Origin of the sequence: Klebsiella sp. K4, from assembly GCF_014596785.2 — a bacterium.
Taxonomy (GTDB): Bacteria; Pseudomonadota; Gammaproteobacteria; order Enterobacterales; family Enterobacteriaceae; genus Klebsiella; species Klebsiella pneumoniae.
This window is the reverse complement of the sequence record NZ_CP115022.1, coordinates 32671-45239: the sequence shown is the minus strand read 5'-3', so window position 1 is coordinate 45239 and position 12569 is coordinate 32671. Positions and strand designations below refer to the sequence as shown.

Genomic DNA, 12569 nt, shown 5'->3' with positions numbered 1-12569 from the left:
CCTTAATCAAATTACAATATCAAGGATGTGAAGTCTGTTAATTCATATAACATCCAGACATCGCCAAAATAATTTAATCTTCTCATATGAATCTTTAAGAGAAAATTCGAACCGTAAGTTTTTCATATTTCGCATGGGGATGAAACCTTCCAGAACATCAGCCATAATCTCGTAACCTCATGCATATACTTTGTGATCACGTCGTCCGGTATCATAGGTTATAAACCGGGGAAAGAGAACCACATTTGTCACCTCCACAAAGGCGGACATTTCTGTATCGAGGAGTATCTGAAAGCGTCATTAGACAGGGCCAAATAAGCCCTGACATAAGCTGGTTTAAATCTGGCCAGACTCCATAGATTGACCAGGAAATTCATCTGTATAGAGACGATGTTTTTCCTGAATAACTCAATATCGACGAGTTTATAAACAGACTGCTTCCCGCTCAATAATTCGGATGGCTCATTTGTTTTCATCTCGGTACTGTCAAAAGGTCTGCCGTACGTTTCAAACTTCAGTAACTGAGAGTCATCCAGGATTAATTTTATTAACTCATCCCATAAAACAGGCTTCCCGTTGACACGGGGAACTAGCAGGCTACCTGGTCTGGCTTCTGACAGGGCAATTCTATTTAGACGCGCATCAGTGGCGGGATGGAAAAAACGCTCCAGCAGGTTCTCCGGTATATAGCGGTAGTCCGACGCGAGATCACGAGGCAACACACTGAGTAGTTTTTTCTGACTACGTATCAACTGCAACTCCGAGCGGAGAAACGCCTTAATGACCGTGTCAGTCTGTTCGTTGGGTTGTACGTCCATACGCTCTCCAGAGTACTTTTAAATCGCGCTACATACGGTTACTTAAGGGCTGTTATTATATCAAAGCCATCTTAGAGATACTACCCAAAAAAAACAAGTACTAATATTATTAGATACTAAATTATAAAAAATCACTGTCCTTTTACCTTGTACTGGTACTTATAACATTAGGCACTTTTTATAGAAACTGCACAGTTTCGCTCGGTTTCATTAGTACCTTTTCATCAAAAAAGTACTAATGAGGATAGATTTTCATTAGTACTTTTTCCTGTGAAAGGTACTAATGGCAGGACTGGAATCCTACACTTTCATTAGTACTTTTTTTGCAAATAGTTACTTATGTATAAGGGTACCTATTACTGGTTAGCAAAAAAGTTACTTTTTCTATCTCCAAGTTTGCGTGAAGTGGTTTTCCGGGGATGGATCGCACACCGTGCGGGCCACAGGCAGAGGTTGTTGGACGTGCTCACAAAAAAGTTACTTTTTTTAGCCGACGGCATGAGCACAAAAAAATTTTAAAAAAAAATGCAAACGCCCTTGTTAGTTCAGAAAAATCTGTTTGGATTCCTGTAGTCTGTGTTGCTGGAGGAGTTGATATGAACCCGATAATTACGGCACATCAGGAAATCGTTATCGAGAACTCGGTTCGCTATATCGAGTTACTGAAATCGGAGGCTTCTAAAATTCTGGATGAATACTGGGAGGCCTGGAAGGCACGAAACCAACTGATATCCCAGACCACGTATGCAAACGGGGGAAGGTTTATACCTGGTCGTTTTGCTCCTGTGCTGAGAAAGGTTGGACCGTCGCAAAAACTGACAATTGTATGGAAAGATTTTTCGCCCAGGTTCAAAAACAAAATTGAACATCATGGCGTGGTTGTTAAACCTAAACTCGGAGGATACAGCGTTAGTTGTTTTAAAAATGCTCTGGACTGGGAACTGGAGATGATCCAGGAAACAGAAAACAAAATTAAACCAATCCGTGATCTCCTCGCGGAATTCCATCAACGAAAACTGGCCGACATCAAAAGACTGTAAAAACTGAAGAGGTTAATATAATGGCTGACAACGCATCCCCAAAAACTGAACCGCGCAATCAACGAAACACTGGCAATAACCGACCGTTAGGGATGGTCATTTCAAAACTAAAGCCACTTTCAAGTGAGTTCTATACGCACTTTCATGAAAAAAACAGAGCCTGCCTGCGCCAGTTTAACGCCATCTCCAATGCCATTTATAATATTTTCCGCCTGGTAGAAGGTGACCAGGCGACAAGCACTAAAGTTCAGAAATGGCTCTCCGGTGTTTACGAAGAACTGTCGGGTAATGTAAATACCTTCAAAGAGCAGATTGACAAAAATGTCGCCCGACTGCCTCTGGATGATTCTTCATTCGAAGGGTTCGACTATGGTGAATTTGAAATTCGCTGGAACCACCCAATGACCTATAAATTGCTGGATATTATCCAGACCATCAACGTCCTGACTCGTCAGGCACATCAGTTGTGGTTATACGGTCAGATATCACAACAGGTTCATGACCGAATTATCCTGCAACTCCTGAGCTCACTGCGGGTTGCGATGGACAACATAACTAAAATACTGAACGCTGAAAACCGCGTGAATGGAAAATACGACGCATTGCCATTCATTCAGTACATTAAGCGGTTTAAATCGGTGGAACTTTATATTGCCAGTCTCGAAACTAAAGCCCCTGTTCAGTCCGGTCACAGTGACAGTTCTGCTGATGCTGGCAGTGAGCCGACATTAAAACCAGAAGCAGCAGCTGGCACCGGTAAACCATCTGACAAAACACAGCCTTCTGCTACTCCTGTTTCGGTACAATAACTCACAGGTTGATATGAGTATTATATCCAGGATTTTTTTAAAAATTAGGGTCGCCCTCTTCGGAGGGCCTGACCACGATATTGTTTTTTATACAGATGATGAGTACGATATCCCGCACACGCCTAACAAGGATGTGCAAAGCTATCTTGATTGTCCAAGTAAGCCTGCGGGTATAACACTCTTTTCAGAGCGTGAGATTCTATCTGTACATGCTAACCGGTTACAGGAAATTAATATGTATATCGGTTTGCCAAATTCAGACCTGAGTGAGGAGGCCTATACCTTCACTAATCTGGTCATTAAGCCATTGATGGAATATACACGCTGGATATATCTTTTACCTGCGTCGGCTTTGTTGAATAAATCGAACTTTTGCTGAGTTGAAGGATCAGATCACGCATCTTCCCGACAACGCAGACCGTTCCGTGGCAAAGCAAAAGTTCAAAATCACCAACTGGCCCACCTACAATAAAGCCCTCATCAACCGTGGCTCCATAACTTTCTGGCTGGATGATGAAGCTATTCAGGCCTGGTATGAGTCGGCAACGCCTTCATCACGGGGAAGACCTCAGCGCTATTCTGATCTCGCCATCACCACCGTTCTGGTCATTAAATGCGTATTCCGGCTGACCCTGCGGGCTGCACAGGGTTTTATTGATTCCATTTTTACACTGATGAATGTTCCGTTGCGCTGCCCGGATTACACCAGTGTCAGCAGGCGCGCAAAGTCGGTTAATGTCAGTTTCAAAACGGCTTTGTTGAATAAATAAGATTTCGTGCGAACGACCCTGTAGCTGGCTGGATTTTCAGGCAATACGCACGCTTTCTGGCATCCCAGCCTTTGTCATCCTGTTCAACGCACGCACCATGGCCATAGCTTCCGCTACCTGACCATCGTAGTCACGCAGCATCAGTGAATCTCCCGACAACTGCTTCATTCTGTACATTGCCGTTTCCGCTATCGAGCGACGGTTATATTCCGTTGTCCATTTCCACCGTGCATTGCTTCCGCTCAGCCGCTGATTAGCAACGGCACGGTTGCGGTCTGCGTACTCACCGGGCCAGTAACCTGCTCCTTTTCGGGGAGGAATAAGCGCGCTGATTTTTTTGCGGCGCAGTTCATCGTGACAGAGCCGGGTGTCGTAAGCCCCGTCTGCCGCGGCTGCCCTGATTTTTCTGTGAGTCTGCCGGATAAGGCCCGGGAAGGCTTCTGAGTCCGTGACGTTATTCAGCGACAGGTCTGCACAGACAACTTCATGTGTGTTGCTGTCAACAGCAAGATGCAACTTTCGCCAGATACGACGGCGCTCTTTGCCGTGCTTTCTGACTTTCCATTCGCCTTCACCAAAGACCTTCAGCCCGGTGGAATCAATCACCAGGTGTGCGATTTCACCCCGGGTGGACGTTTTGAAACTGACATTAACCGACTTTGCCCGCTTACTGACACTGGTGTAATCCGGGCAGCGCAACGGAACGTTCATCAGGGCAAAAATGGAATCAATAAAACCCTGCGCAGCCCGCAGGGTCAGCCGGAATACGCGTTTAATCACCAGAACGGTGGTGATGGCGAGATCAGAATAGCGCTGGGGCCTTCCTCGTGATGAAGGCGTTGCCGACTCATACCAGGCCTGAATCGCCCCATCATCCAGCCAGAAAGTGAGGGAGCCACGGTTGATGAGAGCTTTGTTGTAGGTGGACCAGTTGGTGATTCTGAACTTTTGCTTTGCCACGGAATGGTCTGTGTTGTCGGGAGGATGCGTGATCTGATCCTTCAACTCAGCAAAAGTTCGATTTATTCAACAAAGCCACTAAGAGCCTCTTCATTCCCTGGCTTTACTACTTCGTCTGACATGGAAGCTTCCTTACAAATGAAATTAATCATAACTAAATCACCATCAGGTGATTTAGTTATATCTTTCGGTTATAGGAACCACTCAGGTTTTACACCGAAGCGCGCGGAAAGAGCTTTTATGTGAGTGATGGTCAAAGAGCGCTGCCCTGACAGGATTTGGCTGACCAATGATTTAGATCCGATCTCATCCTTAAGGTCTGAATAAGACAGCTTGTGCTGGTCAATCAGGGTTCGCAGAAGTGCAACGCCGACTGGTATTTCAGCAATAGCTTTGTTGAACTCAGCGAAACGAGGGCTGTTATCTTCATAGTCGGCAATCTTACTCGCCAGGAAGTCAATAAGTGGGTTCTCGTCGTCGTTCTCGATCAGATAATCCACCAGCTCCATCGCTTCGCGGTAATCGCTCTCGGAAGAACTGCCCCCTAGGAAGGGGACGGCAGCTACGAGTTGTTTGGTTGCTTCAATGGCTTTTGCAGTGTCGGTAATCATTCTTTGTTCTCCCTGTAATAGCGGGTCAACTTGTCGTAATCAGCGTGGGTTGCGATGTGCTTCACGTAAAAGCGCTTATTTACGAAATTGATATAGGCGATAACCCTCAAGTTGTTGCCCCCTACATCCAAAACCCACCACTTATTCCTGTACTTAAAATTATCCAGGCTCGGTATCAGAGTTAGCATCTCAGCTGGAGAAGAGAAGTCCGTCTCGCGCACTAAGCGGTACAACGCCCGAATGGCTAACGAATCGTTGGGATATCGCTTTGCCGCTTCCTCAAAAGGCTCTTTTGAAATTACGTGCATCTTGCGGTCGTTCCATCCGTTTACATTATGTGAACATTATAGCATCGCTCTTTGCCGTTTACAATATGTGAACGTTACCTTTGCATTTCACAACCTCGCCAAAATCCCCACTTAACCTGAATAGAGTGGACCTTAAGGGCATATGGGCCGTTTTGATGCGTGGCTAACCGACGAGTTAAGCCAAAAGCAGGAGGTGACCTGCTCCCCGTTGCTTTCCGGGCTACGTACCGCCGTATGTTTAGGCTCCAGTCCTACCATTCTGGCGAACTGACGCGTCTGATAAGAACGGTAGGCTGAACCGTTGTCTGTCAGCCACTCAACGGGGGATGTCGGCAGGCTGTTACCGAAGCGACGCTCCACGGCACCCAGCATGACGTCCTGCACGGTTTCACTGTCATATCCACCGTTACTGGCCGCCCAGTAAAGTGCCTCGCGATCGCAACAGTCCAGAGCGAACGTGACCCGCAGTTTTTCATCGTTATCACAGCTGAACTCGAAGCCGTCAGAGCACCACCGCTGGTTACTTTCTCCAACGGCCACTTTCCCTGTATGCGCCCGCTTCGAGGGCGGTATTTCCGGTTTACGCTCAAGCAGCAGCGCATTCTGACGCATGATGCGGTATACGCGTTTGGCATTGATCACCGCCATGTCGTCAGTTTCTGAGTAAGCGTACAGCGTGAACCGTCTGGTCATAATCTGAAGCATCCGACAAAGTGGTGTCCACCAAATAAGTAGTGGGAACCAAAGTGTCAGATATGCAGAAAAATATGACTCCCGGCAGGCGTAAAGGCTGCCCTAATTATTCTCCTGAGTTTAACATCTCAAAACTGGCGCTTGAAAATGGCATTAATGCCAATCTGCTCTTTAAATGGCGCCAGCAGTGGCGCGAGGGAAAGCTGCTATTACCTTCCTCTGAGAGTCCTCAGTTACTTCCTGTGACTCTCGATGCCACCGCCGTACAACCAGAACCGCCCGCTGAGGACTCAGAGCTCAGCATCAGCTGTGAGGTAACGTTCCGGCACGGGACACTCCGCCTCAACGGCACTGTCAGCGAAAAGCTTCTGACACTGCTGATACAGGAACTGAAGCGATGATCCCGCTAACAACAGGCACCAAAATCTGGCTGGTTGCCGGTATTACCGATATGAGAAACGGCTTCAACGGCCTGGCGGCAAAGGTGCAGACGGCGCTGAAAGACGAACCGATGTCCGGCCATGTCTTCATCTTCCGGGGCCGCAGCGGCAGTCAGGTTAAACTTCTGTGGTCCACCGGCGACGGGCTGTGCCTGCTGACCAAACGGCTGGAGCGCGGGCACTTCGCCTGGCCGTCAGCTTGCGATGGCAAAGTGTTCCTCACACCGGCACAGCTGGCGATGCTCCTTGAAGGTATCGACTGGCGGCAGCCTAAAAGACTGCTTACGTCACTGACTATGTTGTAGGCCTCTTTATCCTGGTCGACGCTGAATGAGCCTGGTAATATATCCGGTATGAACAGCTCACGTCCTGACGATATCGATGAACTGAAACGTCTCCTTGCCGAACAGGAGGCGCTGAATCGTGCCCTGCAGGAAAAACTGCACGAGCGTGAACGCGAAATAGACCATCTGCAGGCGCAGCTGGATAAACTTCGCCGGATGAACTTCGGCAGCCGTTCCGAAAAAGTCTCCCGCCGTATCGCACAAATGGAAGCCGATCTGAACCGGCTTCAGAAAGAGAGCGATACGCTGACCGGTCGGGTGGATGACCCGGCAGTACAGCGCACTCTGCGTCAGATCCGCACCCGCAAACCGTTCCCCGAATCACTCCCCCGCGATGAAAAACGCCTGCGGCCAGCGGGTTCCTGCTGCCCGGAGTGTGGTGGTGCGCTGAGTTACCTGGGTGAGGATGCCGCTGAACAGCTGGAGCTGATGCGCAGCGCCTTCCGGGTTATCCGGACAGTACGTGAAAAGCATGCCTGTATTCAGTGCGATGCCATCGTGCAGGCCCCCGCGCCTTCACGGCCCATCGAGCGGGGTATCGCAGGACCGGGGCTGCTGGCCCGCGTGCTGAGTTCAAAGTATGCAGAGCACACCCCGCTGTACGGGGTCTGAAGTCCAATGGAACGAAAACGTACGTTAGTGAAGTAACTATCTGATATATAAACATAATAGACGCAGAAAAATCGCTTAAGACGGCGTGTTTTTAATCAATAAATGGCATTTATCGGACATTGTTGTCTACAAATCGATTTTTCAGACATGTGTTTATCTCTTACCGTACGTTTTCGTACGGTTGGACCTCAAACCCTTTAAACGAACTTCCGCGTATTCACCGTAGACAGAACCCTGATGCGTGGCATCACTATGCCCGGGAATGTGGAATACACCTTGATAATCCAGCTCAGGGTGTGCGGTACGATCTACATGAAATGGCCATCGCTGCCGTCATCGCAGGACAAGGCGTAGCATTGGTTCCGCGTATGTATGTCGAGAATGAATTGCGTTGCGGTATGCTCGTTTCGCCCTGGCCAGCCTCAGGATGCCTGAGCAAAAAATTCTGTTTAGTAAAACCGACGGAAACGGGGATCAATGAGGCTGCGCTGGAAAGTTTTGAACGCTGGCTGCTTGCTGAAATTAATACTCTCACCAGCCTCAATGCTGAACGATGACATTCCGTCCGCTCCTCGCTGTGAGTTCAACCGATGGATGCAACCCATTGGTTAAATGCTCTGCGAGTGATTCATAGTATGGGGTTTTTCCTGGCCTATAGTAGTGCGGCCCCACAGTCCCATGTTTATATTTTTTAAGTCTGGACTTAGGCAGGCATTCGTTATTTGCGCTGACCTGCCAGTTCATGACAAAGCGCACCGATCTTTTCAACTGCATTGAGCAGCATGGACGAGGGTTCATTCGCACAATTTAACCTCAGGAAGTTCTGAAACTCGGCCCCTGGGGAAAACAGGAGGCCAGGACTGACACCAATGCCCAGCGCCAGCGCGCGACGGTGTACCACCAATGAATTCAGCGGATGCGGGAGTTCTATCCACAACAAGAAACCGGCTGTCGGCACGGTAACACGAGTGCCCTGTGGGAAGCTTGCCTTGACCCGGGCGATAACGGCTTGTACCCCCTCTGATATCCGGAACTTCAAGCGTCGTAAATGACGATCGTAGTCCCCACTTGCCAGTATATTGCTCGCGGCAGCCTCAAGCAGCGGTGCGCCAGCCCAATCCCCGGCCATGCGAGCCTGCAATACCTGAGTGTGATAGCGTCCTGCCGCAACCCACCCGATTCTCCAGCCCGGGGCAAGGGTTTTGGATAATGAACTGCAGTAGATCACACTCCCGCTCTGGTCGAACGCCTTGCAGGCCGGAGGACGCTGCCCTTCACCGGCCAGATCACCATACACATCGTCCTCAATTAAAGGGATGCCTGCACGTTCAATCAGAGCAACAAGTTCCTGCTTACGGGTGACGGGCATACTGGCACCGAGTGGGTTTTGCACCGTGGGCGAAGCCAGCACGGCTGCGGGACGGTGACGCTGAATAGCTTCATCCAGAGATGCCAGCAACAAGCCTTCAGCAGGATCCGTGGGGATTTGCAATGCCTTGAGGCCTAAGTCCTCAAGCAGCAGGAGCGTACCGAAGTAGGCAGGTTGCTCAATTGCCACTACGTCACCTGGCTGACATACAGCCCGCAGAGCCAGACGCAGTGCTTGCGTCGCTCCAGCCGTGATGACGAGATCATCCGAACCAAAACGGGCTCCCCACTGTGCAGCGCGTACGGCTATATTTCTGCGCAGGTCTGCCCTTCCCGGCGGCAGGCTGTAGCTCTGCCCGTGCGCGTCAAGGCGGCGGGTTGCAGTCTGTAGCGCCCGCTGTAGCGTGTTTGTTGGCAACCATATTGGATCGGGCAGCGCTGCACCAAGTGGCACCAGACGGGCTTCTGCGCTACTAAATAGTGAACGGGCTACTGCTGACATTGTCACGGGAACTGGGCCAGGTAAATCCTGGGAAGACGGCATGTTCTGAGATGTGTTTATCTGGCAAACGAAGTAGCCCGAACGCGGACGCGCTACAATCAGGCCCTCGGCCTCGAGACAACGGAGTGCTTCCAGTGCCGTTGGGAGGCTAACCTGCTCTCGTTCGGCCAGTTTACGTGCGGAGATCATCCTGTCGCCGACTCGCAATACACCTGATGCAAGGGTAAGGCGCAGCATTTCAGCAATCCGGCGGTAATGTGGGGACAACAGACGTGGAGCGGACATTGCGAACTGTACAGTCTGATTTTCGATAGATCTGACTATACAGACAATGATGTGGCCCTTCTATAGTGGTGCCGAACCCGCTCAATCAAGGAGGCATTATGCATAGCGATAACTTCGATCTTTCTGCTTATTTCCGTCGCATAAACTACACCGGGCATGCAGCCGCCGATACCGCCACGCTGCACGCGCTCATGCGTCATCAACTCTTTTCGGTGCCCTTCGAGAATCTGGATGTACAGGCTGGCAAAGTCGTATCCCTGGTACCCGAAGACATTGCAGATAAACTGCTACATCGAGGTCGTGGCGGATACTGCTATGAGGTTAATGGGCTATTTGCAATGGCATTGGACGCTTTAGGTATTACCTACCGTTTCGTTGCCGCTCGCCCGATGTTCTACCCGGCACGCCGACCGAAAACGCATATGGCATTAATTGCTGAAGTTGATGATCGCCTGTGGCTTTGCGATCTAGGGTTCGGCAGCTATGGTATTCGCGCGCCGCTCGCTATAGACATGACAGATACCGATATCGAACAGGATTTCGACACTTTCCGACTTATCCGTGACGTTAATAACGAGTATCTGCTACAAGCGAAGGTGGAGGGTGCATGGGCTAATCAATACAGTTTTGATCTGTCCCCCCAGGAGTGGATTGATTTCGTCCCGGCCAACTACCTCAATTCCACCCACCCTGATGCCATCTTTGTGCAAAAGTTACTGATCGTGCAGCACGCCCCCGAGGGTCGCCTGATTTTGCTAGGTAATTTGCTGAAGACGATCACCGCAGAGGGTATCGAAACGCAACAACTGATGGATGACGGTATTGCCCTGGCCCTGAAAAATCGCTTTGCTCTGCCTGTACCGCAATACATCGGGAAGAGCGCTTAATCCTGAGTACAGCCTTCCCTCTTTTTATTCTAATGAAATAGACAGAGGGCTGGCTGGCACGCCTGTCGCAGACTAGTCATTCACAAATGAGGGTCTGGATTTAGTTTTATTTCAGTTGCAACACCGATGCTAATTGACCATTCATTGAGCAGGTAATCAATGCCTGCTTTTCGCTCAAAGCTGCCTGTCAAAGTGGTCAAGCTTTTCCATAGCTCAGAGGTACCAAAAATCACCTTAACGAATGGAAGGGACTTCCCCTGGATATGCGCCTGATTAACTCTTGTGCAATCATGGGGTAAACATAGCCCCGGAGGGATTCGTTATGACCATCACTAGGCTTTGTTGAATAAATCGAACTTTTGCTGAGTTGAAGGATCAGATCACGCATCTTCCCGACAACGCAGACCGTTCCGTGGCAAAGCAAAAGTTCAAAATCACCAACTGGCCCACCTACAATAAAGCCCTCATCAACCGTGGCTCCATAACTTTCTGGCTGGATGATGAAGCTATTCAGGCCTGGTATGAGTCAGCAACACCTTCTTCACGAGGCAGACCTCAGCGCTATTCTGACCTTGCCATCACGACTGTGCTGGTCATTAAACGCGTATTCAGGCTGACCCTGCGCGCTGCGCAGGGCTTTATTGATTCCATTTTTTCTCTGATGAACGTTCCGCTACGCTGCCCGGATTACAGCTGTGTCAGCAGGCGGGCAAAGTCGGTTAATGTCAGTTTCAAAACGCCCACCCGGGGTGAAATCGCACACCTGGTAATTGATTCCACCGGGCTGAAGGTCTTCGGTGAAGGCGAGTGGAAAGTCAAAAAGCATGGCCAGGAACGCCGCCGTATCTGGCGTAAGCTGCATCTCGCCGTTGACAGTAAAACACATGAAATCATCTGCGCTGACCTGTCGCTGAACAACGTTACGGACTCAGAGGCCTTCCCCGGGTTAATCCGGCAAACCCACCGGAAAATCAGGTCAGCCGCCGCCGATGGCGCTTACGACACCCGGCTATGTCACGATGAACTGCGGCGTAAGAAAATCAGCGCGCTTATCCCTCCCCGAAAAGGTGCGGGTTACTGGCCCGGTGAATATGCAGACCGTAACCGTGCAGTGGCTAATCAGCGAATGACCGGGAGTAATGCGCGGTGGAAATGGACAACAGATTACAACCGTCGCTCGATAGCGGAAACGGCGATGTACCGGGTAAAACAGCTGTTCGGGGGTTCACTGACGCTGCGTGACTACGATGGTCAGGTTGCGGAGGCTATGGCCCTGGTACGAGCGCTGAACAAAATGACGAAAGCAGGTATGCCTGAAAGCGTGCGTATTGCCTGAAAACACAACCCGCTACGGGGGAGACTTACCCGAAATCTGATTTATTCAACAAAGCCGTAAGGAGTTCCTCGGTAACTTTGATAAAACGCTACAGGAAGCCTCGATTAAACACATCTGGACCTATCCGTACACACCGAAAATGAATGCGACCTGTGAGCGATTTAACCGGACACTTAGAGAACAATTTTTTGAATTCAATGAATTGTTGCTTTTTGAGGACCTGAATTTGTTTAATCAAAGAATGGCTGAATATCTGGTGCTGTATAACAGCAAAAGGCCACATAAATCACTCGAACTGATGACGCCAGTGGACTATATTTTACGTGAGAGTAAAAATTGCAATATGTGGTGGACCCATACATCTCCTTGCCTTACGGCAGCTAAGAGGCTACTCTGTTGGTGTCTAGTCAAGCAGATGGCCTCGTGTGGTTGGTTAATGAAAATTAACGTCCTACGGGGCTTTCTTCTTTCTGCCTCACAACATCAAAACACTCAAACATCATGAGGCAAAAAGCCTCAAGCGCCGACACCATTATACCGTGTTTACTCCCATCCTCCCAGGGCTAATAAGCTGGTAAGTTAATAACTTTTAAGATGGTTTCCGCCGTGTTTCTGCCCTGCATCCCGGCATCTGCTGGAGTTCAGTCATGAATTTTCCCCTCAGTCGATATGCTCCGGTTACCACTTCTGCGCCGTCCAGTGTAGCGGTTCTGTGCAGACGCAATGTAGTGCCAGAACAACCCCCTTGTTCGCCGGCTGCGCCCATGTCTGATGTTAACCAAACGA

General features: G+C 49.6%; 12 protein-coding genes and 5 pseudogenes. 11 read left to right on the top strand and 6 right to left on the bottom strand.

Translation table 11 applies throughout. The features are described from left to right. Positions 1 to 248 precede the first annotated feature (248 nt). Positions 249 to 818, bottom strand: coding sequence for a hypothetical protein (locus IB144_RS26360; protein WP_223168864.1), 570 nt, complete (start codon positions 816 to 818; stop codon positions 249 to 251). 419 nt (positions 819 to 1237) lie between these two features. On the opposite strand from IB144_RS26360, the gene mobI reads away from it, so the two are divergent. From mobI to IB144_RS26340, 4 genes and pseudogenes are all read left to right on the top strand, one after another. Further along, the gene (mobI, locus tag IB144_RS26355) at positions 1238 to 1858 is read left to right on the top strand and encodes a conjugative transfer protein MobI(A/C) (protein WP_223168865.1); all 621 of its coding nucleotides are present in this window, start codon (positions 1238 to 1240) and stop codon (positions 1856 to 1858) included. 20 nt (positions 1859 to 1878) lie between these two features. After that, entirely contained in the window at positions 1879 to 2667 is a 789-nt protein-coding gene (locus IB144_RS26350; RefSeq protein ID WP_023288262.1) for a hypothetical protein, read from the top strand. A 13-nt stretch (positions 2668 to 2680) separates the two neighbouring features. After that, positions 2681 to 3046: a hypothetical protein gene (locus IB144_RS26345; protein WP_228725304.1), complete on the top strand. Its 366-nt coding sequence runs from the start codon at positions 2681 to 2683 to the stop codon at positions 3044 to 3046. A 1-nt stretch (position 3047) separates the two neighbouring features. Continuing rightward, positions 3048 to 3419, top strand: a pseudogene (locus tag IB144_RS26340) (transposase); the annotation flags it as partial. 54 nt (positions 3420 to 3473) lie between these two features. Here IB144_RS26340 and IB144_RS26335 read toward each other — a convergent pair. From IB144_RS26335 to IB144_RS26320, 4 genes and pseudogenes are all read right to left on the bottom strand, one after another. After that, on the bottom strand, positions 3474 to 4442 hold the full coding sequence (locus IB144_RS26335) for an IS5 family transposase (protein ID WP_181578647.1): 969 nt from the start codon (positions 4440 to 4442) through the stop codon (positions 3474 to 3476). Between the two features lie 146 nt (positions 4443 to 4588). Next, a complete protein-coding gene (locus IB144_RS26330) occupies positions 4589 to 5008 on the bottom strand; it encodes a helix-turn-helix domain-containing protein (protein WP_011251286.1) in 420 nt (139 codons plus the stop codon). Then, a complete protein-coding gene (locus IB144_RS26325) occupies positions 5005 to 5316 on the bottom strand; it encodes a type II toxin-antitoxin system HigB family toxin (protein WP_011251285.1) in 312 nt (103 codons plus the stop codon). Before IB144_RS26325 ends, IB144_RS26330 begins: the two co-directional genes overlap by 4 nt. A 204-nt stretch (positions 5317 to 5520) precedes the next feature. Further along, positions 5521 to 5958 (bottom strand): annotated as a pseudogene (locus IB144_RS26320) (DDE-type integrase/transposase/recombinase); the annotation flags it as partial. Between the two features lie 113 nt (positions 5959 to 6071). Between IB144_RS26320 and IB144_RS26315 the strand changes: the two are divergent. The 4 genes and pseudogenes from IB144_RS26315 to IB144_RS26300 all read left to right on the top strand — a co-directional run. Then, positions 6072 to 6410, top strand: coding sequence for a transposase (locus tag IB144_RS26315; RefSeq protein WP_023288266.1), 339 nt, complete (start codon positions 6072 to 6074; stop codon positions 6408 to 6410). Further along, a complete protein-coding gene (gene tnpB / locus IB144_RS26310) occupies positions 6407 to 6754 on the top strand; it encodes an IS66 family insertion sequence element accessory protein TnpB (RefSeq protein ID WP_149358976.1) in 348 nt (115 codons plus the stop codon). The genes IB144_RS26315 and tnpB overlap by 4 nt, the downstream gene beginning before the upstream one ends. 48 nt (positions 6755 to 6802) lie before the next feature. Continuing rightward, a pseudogene (locus tag IB144_RS26305) lies at positions 6803 to 7396 on the top strand (IS66 family transposase zinc-finger binding domain-containing protein); the annotation flags it as partial. A 206-nt stretch (positions 7397 to 7602) separates the two neighbouring features. After that, a pseudogene (locus tag IB144_RS26300) lies at positions 7603 to 7962 on the top strand (LysR substrate-binding domain-containing protein); the annotation flags it as partial. 161 nt (positions 7963 to 8123) lie between these two features. Here the strand turns inward: IB144_RS26300 and IB144_RS26295 are convergent. Next, positions 8124 to 9560 (bottom strand): PLP-dependent aminotransferase family protein, encoded by a 1437-nt coding sequence (locus IB144_RS26295; RefSeq protein WP_149358977.1) that lies wholly within the window; start codon positions 9558 to 9560, stop codon positions 8124 to 8126. A gap of 98 nt (positions 9561 to 9658) precedes the next feature. On the opposite strand from IB144_RS26295, the gene IB144_RS26290 reads away from it, so the two are divergent. The 3 genes and pseudogenes from IB144_RS26290 to IB144_RS26280 all read left to right on the top strand — a co-directional run. Further along, the gene (locus tag IB144_RS26290; protein WP_023288270.1) at positions 9659 to 10447 is read left to right on the top strand and encodes an arylamine N-acetyltransferase; all 789 of its coding nucleotides are present in this window, start codon (positions 9659 to 9661) and stop codon (positions 10445 to 10447) included. Between the two features lie 367 nt (positions 10448 to 10814). Then, positions 10815 to 11783 carry an IS5-like element IS903B family transposase gene (locus IB144_RS26285; protein ID WP_000654804.1) on the top strand — a complete coding sequence of 323 codons (969 nt, stop codon included), beginning with the start codon at positions 10815 to 10817 and terminating at the stop codon, positions 11781 to 11783. Between the two features lie 58 nt (positions 11784 to 11841). Beyond that, positions 11842 to 12141, top strand: a pseudogene (locus IB144_RS26280) (integrase core domain-containing protein); the annotation flags it as partial. Between the last annotated feature and the right edge of the window lie 428 nt (positions 12142 to 12569).

What these genes read in the sequence shown, in the direction of transcription:
- IB144_RS26360 (WP_223168864.1), bottom strand. Translation starts at nt 818, where the DNA reads ATGGACGTACAACCCAACGAACAGACTGACACGGTCATTAAGGCGTTT.
- mobI (WP_223168865.1), top strand. Translation starts at nt 1,238, where the DNA reads ATGGATCGCACACCGTGCGGGCCACAGGCAGAGGTTGTTGGACGTGCT.
- IB144_RS26350 (WP_023288262.1), top strand. Translation starts at nt 1,879, where the DNA reads ATGGCTGACAACGCATCCCCAAAAACTGAACCGCGCAATCAACGAAAC.
- IB144_RS26345 (WP_228725304.1), top strand. Translation starts at nt 2,681, where the DNA reads ATGAGTATTATATCCAGGATTTTTTTAAAAATTAGGGTCGCCCTCTTC.
- IB144_RS26330 (WP_011251286.1), bottom strand. Translation starts at nt 5,008, where the DNA reads ATGATTACCGACACTGCAAAAGCCATTGAAGCAACCAAACAACTCGTA.
- IB144_RS26325 (WP_011251285.1), bottom strand. Translation starts at nt 5,316, where the DNA reads ATGCACGTAATTTCAAAAGAGCCTTTTGAGGAAGCGGCAAAGCGATAT.
- IB144_RS26315 (WP_023288266.1), top strand. Translation starts at nt 6,072, where the DNA reads ATGCAGAAAAATATGACTCCCGGCAGGCGTAAAGGCTGCCCTAATTAT.
- tnpB (WP_149358976.1), top strand. Translation starts at nt 6,407, where the DNA reads ATGATCCCGCTAACAACAGGCACCAAAATCTGGCTGGTTGCCGGTATT.
- IB144_RS26295 (WP_149358977.1), bottom strand. Translation starts at nt 9,560, where the DNA reads ATGTCCGCTCCACGTCTGTTGTCCCCACATTACCGCCGGATTGCTGAA.
- IB144_RS26290 (WP_023288270.1), top strand. Translation starts at nt 9,659, where the DNA reads ATGCATAGCGATAACTTCGATCTTTCTGCTTATTTCCGTCGCATAAAC.